This window comes from Microbulbifer aggregans (genome assembly GCF_020524005.1).
Lineage (GTDB): Bacteria > Pseudomonadota > Gammaproteobacteria > Pseudomonadales > Cellvibrionaceae > Microbulbifer > Microbulbifer aggregans_A.
In genome coordinates, this window is record NZ_JAIVKK010000002.1 from 185,364 (window position 1) to 198,711 (window position 13,348).

Genomic DNA, 13,348 nt, shown 5'->3' on the forward strand with positions numbered 1-13,348 from the left:
TTGCCAACGCCTGTGAGCCGAGCCTCCAGTGGGCTCGGCGGCGAGAACTCAACAAAAAACGTCCAGATCCGGGGACCACTCCAGGTCCCTCAGGCGCACTTGCCACAGGCGACCGGTGCTACTGGGCCAGTCATACCCCACCAGCAAGCCCCGCTGATCGACGAAGCAGTGGGCGTCCCGCTCCGCTTCATCACCCTGATAGGAGAACACACGCACATCGGCACCCAAATCATGCACCCCCTGAATGTTGGCATCACTAGCCACAATCTGTGCACGGCGGTGGCTGACCCGGGGAGCGAGAAGCTTGCCCCGCTGTGAAGGGTCAACAATATCTGGCGCGACGACATCGCAGCCAAACTCCATATCGCAAAGCCGCAGCAGCAGCGGCCCCATAAAAATTCGCATCAGCGGGAACAGCAACCGGTTCTGCCCTTCGAGCACACTGTGCTGCAAGCCGTTCGGGCCCGTCCACTGCGCTTCAATAGGGTGTCCCATGGCTGCCATTTCGCCATCCGGTGCAGCCACCCGGTAGTGGGCACTTACCTCGGCGACTTCGTCTTTCCAGAGCACTCGACACTCGCGCACAAACCCCGAGGCCATTTGCGCCCAGACTTCGACGCCGTGCCCCTGCTCGCCAACAAGCCGCCGACTGACCACAATCTGGCGCCCCTCGTCATCTCGTCCCAGTTGCCATTCATCCTGTACCGGCATGTCGCGGCCATCGCAGCTGTATTGGTAGCGCCCCTGGGCCAGGGTTGCGGTCAATCGCATAAGATCTTCGTCCATGATTTCTCTTGATGCTGAATCGGTGTTGAACAGTGCAAACGCACAAACTTGATGCATAACAATTTTGGCTCTGCATAGGCGCACTCGCCTGCCAAAAGTATTGCACAGCCCCCCGGATTTGCTGCGGATTTATGACTGAATCTGGAATTTTTCGTGAGTGCTGGTATAGCGGGTAAGCGCAAGACTGCTACACACCCTGTACTTATTGTTTTAAGGCATAATCACACACAGTATTAATTGGCAGTCGTATAAAGGAGAAAGCCATAATGCTCGAATGGCTAAACACACATATCGCCTACTGGCACTGGCTGGTGTTCGGCTTACTGCTGGTCACCGCGGAGATATTTGTCTCCGGGTTTATCCTGTTCTGGTTTGGCCTCGCGGCACTGGCTATCGGTATCGCGTTAATGGGAATTGATATGCCGTTCACCGTCCAGCTATTGCTCTGGGCTCTTCTTTCGATCGGCCTGGTTCTGTTTTGGCTGAAAGCGATAAAACCTAAATGGAAAGACCGCACGACCTCCGGGATGGCTTTTGAAGCCCTTACGGGACAGGTAGGCTCGGTAATCGAATCCAACAGTGGAAAGACCCGTGGTCGCTTGCGATTTCCCGCCCCGATTCTCGGCGAGGATGAATGGTCTTTCCTGTGTGATACCGAGATCGCCGTCGGGGAGCGGGTTCGGGTCAAGGATATTTCCGGGAATACCCTCGTGGTAAGCCCACACTAACGCCGCAAAATTCTATAGCGGTATTTTTCGGGTGCGGCCGCAACCCATTCTATACAGGCCGCAGTACCCAGATTTAAAGGGGGAGTTTCAAGATGGAAGGATTGTACGTAGTCATCGCGCTGGTGTTACTGGTTGTTATCACCGTCGGCAAAGGGATTCGCATCGTGCCCCAGGGCTCAAAACATATCGTGCAACGACTGGGGAAATACCACACCACCCTGAACCCGGGCATGAATGTCATTATTCCGTACATCGACCAGGTGCCTTACAAAGTAACCACCAAGGACATCGTGCTGGATATCCCGTCGCAGGAAGTCATTACTGAAGACAACGCGACGATCATTGCCAATGCTGTCGCTTACATCAACATCGTATCGCCGGAGAAAGCAGTATACGGGGTGGAGGATTACGAGGTAGCCATCCAGAATCTGGTACAGACCGCCCTGCGTTCTATTGTGGGCGAAATGTCTCTGGACTCGGCGCTGTCGTCCCGCGATCTGATCAAGGCCAAGTTGAAAGAGGCCATCTCAGATGACATTTCTGACTGGGGCATCAACCTGAAGACAGTGGAAATCCAGGACATCAACCCCTCCCCCACCATGCAGAAAGCCATGGAAGAGCAGGCCGCCGCCGAGCGCCAGCGTCGCGCAACGGTAACCCGTGCCGAAGGTGAAAAACAGGCGGCGATTCTGGAGGCCGATGGCCGCCTGGAAGCCTCCAAGCGTGATGCCAAAGCCCAGATCGTACTGGCGGACGCCAGCCGGGAGGCCATCGAGCGGGTCACTCAGGCCATTGGCGACCAGGAAATGCCGGTGATGTATTTGCTGGGCGAGCGCTACATCAATGCGCTGTCCGAGCTTTCCACATCCGATAATGCAAAGAACGTGATCTTCCCGGCCGACCTGCCCAACGCAGTGAAAGGTCTGTTAAGCCGCTAATCCGAAACCGGCAGCGCTCACAGGTAGCGCTGCCAGAATTCCGCCTGTCCAAACTCCTCGTCCAGCGCATAAGGTTTGAAACCGCACTTGAGGTAGGCCGCCCGCGCCGGGTGGTTCTTTTCCAGTACCTCCAGGGTGATTTTGCAGCAGTCCCTTTCCCTGGCCACTTCTACGACTTTTTCCAGCATGGCGGTACATATTCCCGCCCCCCGCGCCGCTTCACTTACCGCCACATCGTGGATATTGACCAGCGGCTTGCAGGCGAAAGTGGAGAACCCCATAAAACAGTTCACCAGCCCTAGTGGCTGCTCCCCACGATAGGCAAGTACCGAAAACGCACCGGGAAAAGCAGCCAATCGCGCTGGTAGCTCACGGTGACAGATCTCGGGCAGTGGCTCGCCGCCGCCAAAAGGATCCCTGGAATATTCCTCCAGCATCGCCAACAGGTCACGTCCGTCTTTTGGGTTCGAATAGTCGGCTAGACGAATTTCCACATCCACGGGGACTTCGGTCGTGCTGTTTCGGTTCGGCTGAGGGGAAATATTCACGATGGACTGCTCTCGTTACTGTCGGTGTTACTTTCTGGTTCTGGAGAGGAAGATGGATCTGTGGGGTGCGAAAAAAAGCGTCGATAGTTACGCACTCTCGTACGCTGCGCCAACAGCCAGCGCACTTTACTGCGCCGCTTGCTCAATGGTGTCGCGTGCCGGTTCAAGCGCCGTTTGCGGCGTATAACAGAATTGCGAATACCCATGATCCACTCCGATGGATTTAAAGTGCGCAGCAGGTTAGCAGAAGGAAGCGAGGTTTACAGGCTTTCTCACAACGCGCACTACATACAGGCTGGCAAATGTTGGCGACGATTGCCAAACCGGCTATTCTGCTCACTCGAATCCAGCTTGGGAACGATTACTTTGTCTGAACTGCAAGACCTGATTCAAAAAAACCGCGCGTGGTCCGAAGCCACCCGCCGGGAAAAGCCCGACTTCTTCCTCAACTTGTCGGAACAACAATCCCCCGAGTATCTGTGGATAGGCTGCGCCGACAGCCGCGTGCCGGCCAACCAGATTGTCGACCTGCTGCCCGGTGAGCTATTCGTTCACCGCAATGTGGCCAACGTGGTGGTGCACTCGGACCTCAACTGCTTGTCTGTCCTGCAATACGCAGTCGAAGTACTCAAGGTAAAACACATCATGGTGGTTGGGCACTACGATTGCGGCGGGGTGCGCGCAGCACTCGAAGACCAACGCCTGGGCCTGATTGAAAGCTGGTTGCGTCATATCAAGGATGTGCGCGACAAGCACCACACCCTGATCAAACTGTTCCCCGAAGAGGCGCAGGTCGATCTGCTGTGTGAACTGAATGTGCTCGAACAGGTCGTGCACGTGTGCCAGACCACTACCGTGCGCGATGCCTGGGAGCGTGGCCAGGACCTTTCCGTACATGGCTGGGTTTACGGCCTGAACAACGGTCTGGTCAACGACCTGAAAGTGACTGTCGACGGCACCGAGCAGCTGAACGACATCTATCACCACGCGCTGACCGCCATCGCACAGCGTTCAAGCGAAGCCTGACGCCAGCGCTATCCTCTGCCGCCCACCGCAGTTCACTCTGCGGTGGTGCCCGTTACAAGTTAACTTTCCCGCGCTTTTTCCCTAAACTCCCTCCTCAACTTTCACCGGCTCGCCGAGCCGATCTCCAGAATATAAGCTGTTTCCAGGGGTATCCATGTCCGACTATCGCGTTTGGGAATGCCAGATTTGTGGCTGGGTGTACGACGAAGCCAAAGGATCACCAGATGACGGTATCCCCCCGGGCACCCGCTGGGAAGATATCCCGGACGACTGGGTCTGCCCCGAGTGCGGAGCCACCAAAGACGAATTCTCAATGCTGGCGGTCACCACTGCGGCCACGCCATCCGCAACAGCCCCACAACGCCAGGACCAGCCAGTAGCCGAAGCGGCTCCGCGTTCTTCAGCGCCTGGCACTGCCCACCGTATCTGGGAGTGCATGGTGTGCGGCTGGGTATACGATGAGGCAAAAGGTGCGCCGGAAGAAGGCATTCCCGCCGGAACCCGCTGGGAAGATATTCCCGACGACTGGACCTGCCCCGAGTGCGGTGTCGGCAAGGAAGACTTCGATATGGTGCTGGTCAGTGAACCGGCAACCGAAGCCGCTGTGGAAAAAAGCCCGGAACCCGCAGTACAGCTGAATGACAGTGATCCACTGGTCATCATCGGCAGCGGCCTCGCCGGTTACCATCTGGCCAGGGAGTTCCGCAAGCTGGACCGCGAAACCCCAATCGTCATCGTCACCGGCGACGATGGAGTCTTCTACTCCAAACCCTTGCTGTCGGCCTCTCTGGCCCATGGCAAAACACCGCAACAGCTTGCCAGCAGCAGTGCCGAAGAGATGGCACGTGAGCTGTATGCCGAAATTCTTGTCTACACCCATGTCACCAATGTCGACCGGGAAGCACAGCTTCTCACTCTGGTGACAGACAGTGGCGGCATCCGCTCCGAACTGCGGTACAGCCGACTGGTATTTGCCACCGGCGCCAGCTGCGCCGCATTACCGCCAATCGAGGGCGATGGCCTGTCGCGCCTGTTCCGGGTCAACAGCCTCGCGGACTACCACCGCTTCCGCACGGCACTAGCCAACAAGAAGCGGGTTTTGCTGATTGGCGCCGGCCTGATTGGCTGTGAATTTGCCAACGACCTCACCCAGGCCGGTTTCGAGGTCGACGTGGTCGACCTGCAACCCTGGCCGCTGGCCAGCCTGTTGCCGGAAGCCGCCGGCCGCGATATTCAGCAGGCCCTCGAGCAGTCCGGTGTACACTTCCATTTTGGTGCAGGCGTTGCCAAGCTTGAGCGCCAGGGGATGGGCATCCGCGCGACCCTGGCCGATGGCAGTGAGATCGTCGCCGATCTCGCGCTCGCCGCTCTGGGGCTCACGCCAAACACCGGCATCGCCGCTGCGGCAGGTATCGCGGTCAATCGCGGTATCGTCACCAACCGCCAGCTTCAGACCAGTGACGCCAATGTGTTCGCCCTGGGGGATTGTGCGGAAGTGGACGGTCACAGCCTCTACTTTGTTGCCCCCCTCACCCAGAGCGCCCGCGCGCTGGCCCGCACCCTCTGTGGTGATGTCAGCGAAGTCCGCTACGGCAGCCTGCCGGTAGCTGTGAAAACAACACTGCGCCCGACCGTGGTGTGCCCACCAAAAGCCGGCGCCGAAGGGCAATGGCAGCTCGCGACCAGTGACGCCGGTGTACGCGCGGAATTCCGCAATGATGAAAACCGCCTGCTCGGGTTCGCCCTGACCGGCGATGCCATCACCGAACGCGACCGCCTCAGCACCGAGTGTCTGCCACTGATGGATTGACGAAGAGGTCAGGCAAAAAGGGCTCTCAACGCCAGAGAGCCCCGCAGTAACGCCCCGCCAGCTAAGAAAATGGCGCAGAACCGCGCATTTTCCCGTAGAATGGCCACCCGCACATTTTTTAGACAAACTTTGATCGAACTATGACGGTAACCAGCAAGTCAGCCACCGCCGAGACCGGCACTACAGCCACTTCCGCCGAGCGCAGCCGCGCCCTGCGCGACACCCTGGGCCAGTTCGCCACCGGCGTCACTGTAGTCACCACGGTAGACAGCAATGGTCAGCCGGTGGGTATGACCGTCAACAGCTTCAATTCCGTATCCCTGGATCCAGCACTGATCCTGTGGAGCATCGACAAGTCGTCACTCAGCTACAGCGCCTTTACCGAGGGCGAATTCTTCGCGGTACACATCCTCAAGGGCGATCAGCAAAATGTTTCCAACCTGTTTGCCGGTCGTGGCGCCGACAAGTTCGGCCAGGTGAAATGGCACAAAGGTAACGGCGGCGTTCCCCAACTGGACGACTGTGCCGCCCTCTTCCACTGCCGCCGCGCACAGAATATTGAGGGCGGTGATCACACTATCCTGTTGGGTGAGGTGCTCGAATTCTCCGCCAGCGGTGGCGAGCCGCTGATCTTTCACCGTGGGCGCTACCGCGCCCTCGCCGGCGAATAACGGATATCCAGGCGGGGGCAAAGCCCCCGTCTTTCCATCACGGCCACCAGTAGCTTCTCCCTTCTCACTCCCCTGCCCTGACACGCTCCAAAACCCGGCGCTATAAAAAGCTCGACGCCGTGAAATAAACAATATAAAAACGCCCGTGAAATTGCCGGCCCCGGATTGTGCAGCTGTCACTCGCCGGTCATACTTTTAGTACATCTTTGGGAGTCGTTCCTTCTAGTGGCCGTCGATATGTATACCACCGACCACATGTTTTGCTTCGCCCACCGGGGCTACCCCAAGCGCGCGACGGAAAACACCCTGCAAGCCATTACCCATGCGCTGGAATTCGATATCGATGGTGTCGAAATAGACGTGTGGAATGTGGGCGGAGAACTGATCGTTAAACACGATCGGCGCCTGGGGCGTCTGCTGCCAGGACAGGAACTGCTGACCGAAATAGCCCCTGCCGCACTGCGTAATATGCTGCTCCCTGGCGGCGAGCAGGTACCTACCCTGCGAGAGGTTCTGGAGCTTATCGGCAACAATGTGCAGCTCAATATCGAATTAAAAGGACCCAACTGTGCGGCACTGGCTGCACAGGAAATCGAAGCTTATGTGAGAGATCACGGCGCCAGCTATGAGCAGTACATCCTGTCGTCATTCGACCACCGCCAGATTTTTGAATGCATGCACCTGATACCCCAGGTCCGCCGCGGTGTGCTTATTGATGGCGTACCTCTGGATCTTGCTGCCTGTGCTGAGCCCTTGCAGGCCTACTCCCTGCACCTGAGCCTGGATTTTGCCTGCCCGGAAATTATCCGGGACGGGCACCAACGCGGCCTTAAAAGTTACGTGTTCACAGTCAATAACCCCCATGACCTGCAACTGGTTGCAGACATGGGAGCCGACGGCGTATTTACCGATGAGCCGCGCTTGATCATGGACTACAACACGGCCAAAAGCGCCAAGGTACTGGCGCAGCGACTTCAGCAACGCGGCCGTGACACAAGGCAGCCCTGAGGCGGGGAGCGTGAGATAAGGATTGCCCGTGAACCTCGCCCGCCACCACATCGTAGCCCTGAAATACTCAGCAAAAAAACCTCCCGAATGGGAGGTTTTTTTGCTTCTGTATTTTCAGAACTCAGCGCTGGCTCGCAGATACCAGAAACCACCGTTGAATCCGAATGGTGAAGTCAGCGCCTGACGCACGCCCAGATAGCGCAGCGTGGGATCCGCTTCATCATCTGCTTTCTCGTCGAAAATATTTTCGCCACCAATAGACACACGATAATTCTCGCCAAGCTCGAACGACGCTTCCACATCTACCAGAACCTCGGCACCGTAACGGCTGGCATCCGAAGCATCACCAGGCCCGAACAGGCCAAAGGTAGATTCCCAACCACTGTAGCGGTTGAGACGTACATAACTGGAGAACATTTCGCCAGTCGCGTAATCAAACGTTAACGTCGTGCGATCACCTGGCACCTGGTTCTCCAGGTCGAATACCCGCGATGCGTTAATCGTATTCGGCGCAACCTTTTCAACTTCCTGTTTATTGTGGTTGTGGCGCAGATCCACCGTCAGCAGGCCGGACACCACCTCGAAATCGCTGGTCACGGCGAGATCGATACCGGTTATCCGTGAATCAAACGCGTTCACAAAATAATTGGCATTGGTGTTCAGCAGCAGTTCGGCATCCGGCACGCCGGCACTTTCAAGAGCGGCCACATCGCTGGCGTTCAGCGTGTTGTTACGCAGCGCCAGGCGGTCATCGATACGAATGGAGTAATAGTCCACCGTCACGCTGGTATTGGAGAACGGGTTAATCACGGCCCCAAGACTCAGGCTGGTGGACTCTTCGGGGGTCAACGCCTTGGCCCCCAGCGCCGTCGCTACGGGATGATCGACCGGATAGGTACCGTTGGGGATCAGACCGTTCGCGGTCGCGGTCGTGGTGACATTCAGTGTGTTTACCTGGCCCGGAGTTGGCGCGCGGAAACCGGTATTCGCAGTACCCCGCAGCGCAAAGTACTCATTGAAATCGTAGCGACCACTGATTTTCCAGTCGAAGGTGGAACCAAACTCTTCAAACTCCTCTACCCGCAGTGCGCCACCGAGGGTGAACTCGTCGGTAACATCTGCCTCAAGGTCGAGATACGCCGCGGTGCTCACGCTGCTGTAGCTGCCGGCAGCGTCTGTCGGGAAGCCCTGAAAACCATCGGAGCCGACCCCGAACTGAGCCGCAGTGGGGCCCACGGCAATCGAGGCTGTATCACCCGCGCCGATCTTGTACGTCTCTTCACGCCACTCCATACCAAACGCAACGTTCAGTGGCGAGACCAGCCCGGCAATATTCACCGGCTGTACAAAATCCGCGTTTACACTGGTCTCTTCCTGCGTCAGGGTGCCGGGATTAAAGCTGGTGGGGGACAGCACACCGAGGCTCGGGTTGATGGAGTCCTTGAGTACATAAGACACCTCGTTTTCCGCGGCGCGGCCGCGGATATCCCAGGTCATACCGGAGGTAAACTCACCGCGGGCACCAAACACCGCCGAGATATCCACAATGTCCGCACCAAACTGCGGGTTGTAACCGCCGGGGAACTGCGAGTAAATCGGATTGCGTAATACAAAGCCGCTGGGGGTATCCATACCGACATCCGCCGCCGCAGTCAGGTAGTCCGCCGGATTCAATCCTTGCGCAAGGATATCGTTTACCAGCTGCTGCGACGCTGGGTCGGGCAGGTAATCCCAGGTCGAAGGATCAGCGGGGTTTCCATCCGCCTGCAGGGTTTCACGCGCGCGGATTTCCAGGCTCGGATCCAATACCGGACCGCGATAGAAAAAGTCGGAAATCGTTTCATTCTTCGAGTAACCGAAGTTGCCGTAGAGCTCCACTTTGTCATTGAGGTCGAAGCCGGAATTGATGAACAGCTTGGTGGCCTCCACTTCCGGGTCACCCCAGCGCTGTCCCAGTCCATCCAGAGGCACGTTCTCGGTCCCCACTACGGATCCCACGACCTCGGCATCCGGACGCGCGCCACCGCGCCAGGTCTTGTCGGCGGTGGAGCGTTCAATAGTGGTATTCACAAAGCCGCTGTCACCGAGGGCGAAACCGGCGTTGGCTGAAAGGCTGGTGCGCGTACCATCTCCTTCGAAGTATTCACCAGTCTGCGCACTGACACTGATGCCCTCGGCATCATCCTTCAGAATCACATTGACGACACCGGCGATAGCGTCAGAACCATACTGCGCAGACGCCCCATCGCGCAGAACCTCGACGCGCTTGATTGCCGCCGATGGCAAAGCCGCGAAATCAACTGCCTGCGCGCCCTGATTGACAGTGCCCAGAGGTGCCACCTGTAGGTTCACCAGTGCAGAGCGGTGACGACGGTTACCGTTGACCAGAACCAGGGTCTGATCCGGAGAGAGGTTACGCAGAGTGACCGGGCGAATAAACGCCGTGCCATCCGCGATGGGAAAGCGTTGCGTATTGAATGAGGGAGCGACTTTTGACAGGGATTCAGTCAAATCGAAATTGCCCTGATCGGCAAATTGCTTGCCACCGAGCACATCGACCGGCGAGAGGGTTTCGGTCGGAGACACCCCCTCTTTACGTGTACCGGTGGTGATGACCTCTTCGATCACGCCGTGATCATCGCCAACGTTCTCATCATCGGCCTGCTGCGCCATCGTGTACCCAGCTGGCATCGCAGTAAGGAATGCTATGGCCAGTGGAAGCGCCTTGAACTTGAAGGAATGCATAGTTACCCGTCCTAATTATTGTTATGAAATCGGGGTCAACCGCTTTTACCACTTCGATTCACGGTAAAGGCCGTGCCCGAAATTCATTATTGTTATCCAGATAAAGCCGCACCAGATTAGGGCAAATATGAAAAGGCATCAACCAGCCTTGCACAAAAATGGGACCTTGAAGATCCGTGGCTCAGCCAGAGAAGGGAATGGGGACTATCGTGCCAAAATAAATAATAAAGTAGACAAAAAAAATCTATTTATAGAAAGGAAGAAATAACACCGGCTCACATAGACACAATGAATAGAACCTTATCCCACTCAACCGAACTCCTGTTTTTCCATCCAGGGAATAATTCGTTCGAAGGCCCGCTCGATATTTTCTATAGACGTTGCATAACTGAAACGGAGGGCATTGCGGCTGCTATCACCAAAGGTATCACCCGCGATAGTACAGACGCCGGTTTCACGCAATAAGCGCAAAGCCACATTATTACCGTTGACCCCTTCAGGTAACGAGGGAAACATATAGAACGCCCCTTCCGGAACGTACCCTTCCAGAAAAGGCGTTTCGTCTACAAGCTCGACTAATCGATTGCGGCGCTTTTTGTAGGTATCCACCACATCAGCGATGAAACTGCGATCGCCTTTCAAGGCGGCAACCCCGGCCCATTGGCAAGGGGTATTGGCAACAGTGGTGGTAAACATGTGATAGCGGCGCAGTTTGCGAATGGCACCCTGGCTTGCGATCAACCAGCCAATGCGCATTCCCGCCATACTGAATGTTTTGGAAAAACTGCTCATCACCATGACATGATCGAGATCAGAGCAACAGGAAAGCGCACTGGCGTAATTGGCCGCGCCTCGCTCGTCGTAGATCAAGTGATCGTACACTTCATCACTAATGACATAGATACCGCGATAGGCAGCTTCCTGCACAATCATTTCCACGGTTTCTCTGGGGTAGACAGTCCCAGTCGGGTTACTGGGTGAATTTAAAATAATTGCGTGAGTATTACTGTCGATAGCATCAATCACTTCCTGGGGATCCAGCTGGTGATTGTTTTCGGCCCGCGTCGGAATATATTTTACTTCTCCGCCATTCATCCGGATTAGCGGTGCGTACAGCATGAACGACGGATCGGGCACAATAAACTCCCGTCCGGGTGCAGATACGGCAGTCAGCGCGAGATAGATTGCTTCGGTGGCCCCGGTCGTAATCAGAATATTTTCCGGAGAAAGATAGCGCCCGGAGCGCGCACTGTAGTATTCCGCCAGGGCTTCCAGTAATTCCGGCAACCCCGCATCCATGGTGTATCCAGTCTGCCCCGCATTCAGTGCATCCACTGCCGCATTAATAACGTGTGGCGGAGTCGGTGCATCCGGCTGGCCGATGGAAAGATGAATCACATCCTCCATAGTCGCCGCGAGATTAACCATCTTGCGAATTCCCGGCACCGGAATCGTAAGTAGCGCCGGATTCCAGACCGGATCTTCTGATTCGTAGAAGTCGAAGTCGATCCGGCTCACGCGTTTTCTTCCTCTGGCGAGTTTTCAAAGAACAACTGCGGCCGAACATCGGTCAGCGGCGCCGCCAGTTGGTATGCCTGGGCCGCGCGCAGTACTGCCCGGTCGTCAAAGCGCGCGCCGACAAGTTGCAGGCCGATAGGCAAACCACTCGTGGAAAAACCGCAGGGAACAGAAATGGCGGGTTGCCCGGTGAGATTAAATGGATAGGTATAAGGCGTCCACGATGGCCAGCGGGTACTCGGCCAGTCTTCCGGGACTTCCCTGCCCGCCGCAAACGCAGTAATGGGCAGCGTGGGTGTGAGCAACAAATCGTATTTTTTGTGGAACAGCGCCATGCGTTCACACAATGCCATACGTTCGTTGACGGCCTCGAGGTAATCCAGCATCGATAACTGAGCCGCTTTTTCCGAAACAGATACCAGCTGCGAATCCATCAACATGCGCTGCTTCTTGCCGATCGTTCGCAGCGCGTTGGCTGCGCCACCGTAAAACAGGTGGCCAAATGCCGCCAGGGGATCATCAAAGCCCGGAGCCACTTCCGTAACGTCGGCGCCGAGTGACTCTAATTTCAGCGCAGCGGCACGCACGGTTTCCTCGATTTCGCGATCCACCTGCACATAACCCAGTGTTGCACTGAACGCGATTTTCACACCTTTCAGTAGCGATTCCGGCTCGCCCTGGATAGCGGCCAGATAGTCGATATTGCGCCTCGGGATCGCGTTTGTATCGCGGCAATCCGCTTCGCGGAGTACATTCATCAGCAAGGCACAGTCGGCCACTGTCCAGGTCATCGGTCCGGCGTGGGCAAGCGTGCCGAATGGACTGGCGGGCCAGTGTGGCACCTCACCAAAACTCGGTTTAAGCCCGACAAGACCACTAAAACCAGCTGGGATACGAATAGAACCACCGGCATCCGTGCCCAGCGCCAGAGGCCCCATACCCAATGGTACAGCGGCGGCACTGCCACCGCTGGAGCCACCCGCCGTTTTACTCGGATCCCAGGGGTTTCGGGTAACCCCATCGACCGGGTTGTCCGTTACGCCCTTCCAGCCAAACTCCGGCGTTGTGGTTTTACCCAGCGGCACCGCCCCATGGCGATTGAGCGCGGCCACACTGGGGGCTTCTTTGCCAAGAGTCGACTGAGGATCAATAGTCTTTGAGCCCTTGATCGTGGGCCACTGGGGCGTCAGGAATACATCCTTGATTGCGACAGGAACACCATCCAGCGTTCCACGGGTTTCCCCAGACTGGTAGCGGGACTCGGACTCCCGCGCGGCGGCAAGAGTAAATTCTTCATCCACAAGGTTGTATGCGTTTACCACGGGGTTACAGCGGGCGATCTGAGAAAGCATGGCTTGCGTCACATCAACCGGCGAAAATTGTTTTTCTCGATAGCCGTTCAATAACTCCAGTGCAGTCATGCGAACCAGATCATCCATAGCCAGCACACTCCTTTTTGGCCGCTACCTCTGTTTATGTGACGGTTTCCCCCTATCCTAGACCGTTTTTGCGCCTGAACGACGAAATACACGTGGAACAATACGCCCCGATTTCACTACGCAAGCTATCC

At 56.7% G+C, this 13,348-nt stretch carries 11 protein-coding genes; 6 read left to right on the plus strand and 5 right to left on the minus strand.

Annotated elements, in window-relative coordinates; genetic code table 11:
* Positions 1-48: 48 nt before the first annotated feature.
* On the minus strand, positions 49-786 hold the full coding sequence (locus LC093_RS04835) for a hypothetical protein (RefSeq protein ID WP_226662802.1): 738 nt from the start codon (positions 784-786) through the stop codon (positions 49-51).
* Between the two features lie 266 nt (positions 787-1,052).
* On the opposite strand from LC093_RS04835, the gene LC093_RS04840 reads away from it, so the two are divergent.
* Both LC093_RS04840 and LC093_RS04845 read left to right on the plus strand, forming a co-directional pair.
* Positions 1,053-1,514 carry an NfeD family protein gene (locus LC093_RS04840; protein WP_226662804.1) on the plus strand — a complete coding sequence of 154 codons (462 nt, stop codon included), beginning with the start codon at positions 1,053-1,055 and terminating at the stop codon, positions 1,512-1,514.
* A gap of 92 nt (positions 1,515-1,606) precedes the next feature.
* The gene (locus LC093_RS04845; protein WP_226662806.1) at positions 1,607-2,452 is read left to right on the plus strand and encodes an SPFH domain-containing protein; all 846 of its coding nucleotides are present in this window, start codon (positions 1,607-1,609) and stop codon (positions 2,450-2,452) included.
* A 17-nt stretch (positions 2,453-2,469) separates the two neighbouring features.
* Here LC093_RS04845 and LC093_RS04850 read toward each other — a convergent pair whose 3' ends face one another.
* Positions 2,470-3,000: a GNAT family N-acetyltransferase gene (locus LC093_RS04850; protein ID WP_226662807.1), complete on the minus strand. Its 531-nt coding sequence runs from the start codon at positions 2,998-3,000 to the stop codon at positions 2,470-2,472.
* 366 nt (positions 3,001-3,366) lie between these two features.
* Between LC093_RS04850 and can the strand changes: the two genes are divergently transcribed.
* The 4 genes from can to LC093_RS04870 all read left to right on the plus strand — a co-directional run bounded on the left by can (position 3,367) and on the right by LC093_RS04870 (position 7,515).
* Positions 3,367-4,026, plus strand: coding sequence for a carbonate dehydratase (can, locus tag LC093_RS04855; RefSeq protein WP_226662809.1), 660 nt, complete (start codon positions 3,367-3,369; stop codon positions 4,024-4,026).
* Positions 4,027-4,180: 154 nt separating this feature from the next.
* On the plus strand, positions 4,181-5,836 hold the full coding sequence (locus LC093_RS04860) for an FAD-dependent oxidoreductase (RefSeq protein WP_226662811.1): 1,656 nt from the start codon (positions 4,181-4,183) through the stop codon (positions 5,834-5,836).
* Between the two features lie 140 nt (positions 5,837-5,976).
* Positions 5,977-6,507: a flavin reductase family protein gene (locus LC093_RS04865; protein WP_226662812.1), complete on the plus strand. Its 531-nt coding sequence runs from the start codon at positions 5,977-5,979 to the stop codon at positions 6,505-6,507.
* A 225-nt stretch (positions 6,508-6,732) separates the two neighbouring features.
* Positions 6,733-7,515, plus strand: a complete 783-nt coding sequence (locus tag LC093_RS04870) for a glycerophosphodiester phosphodiesterase (protein ID WP_226662814.1) — start codon at positions 6,733-6,735, stop codon at positions 7,513-7,515.
* A 114-nt stretch (positions 7,516-7,629) separates the two neighbouring features.
* On the opposite strand, the gene LC093_RS04875 is transcribed toward LC093_RS04870, so the two are convergent.
* The 3 genes from LC093_RS04875 to LC093_RS04885 form a co-directional block, all read right to left on the minus strand.
* Positions 7,630-10,260, minus strand: coding sequence for a TonB-dependent receptor plug domain-containing protein (locus tag LC093_RS04875; RefSeq protein WP_226662815.1), 2,631 nt, complete (start codon positions 10,258-10,260; stop codon positions 7,630-7,632).
* Between the two features lie 309 nt (positions 10,261-10,569).
* Entirely contained in the window at positions 10,570-11,778 is a 1,209-nt protein-coding gene (locus LC093_RS04880; RefSeq protein ID WP_226662817.1) for a pyridoxal phosphate-dependent aminotransferase, read from the minus strand.
* On the minus strand, positions 11,775-13,217 hold the full coding sequence (locus LC093_RS04885; protein WP_226662818.1) for an amidase: 1,443 nt from the start codon (positions 13,215-13,217) through the stop codon (positions 11,775-11,777). The genes LC093_RS04880 and LC093_RS04885 overlap by 4 nt, the downstream gene beginning before the upstream one ends.
* Positions 13,218-13,348: the final 131 nt, after the last annotated feature.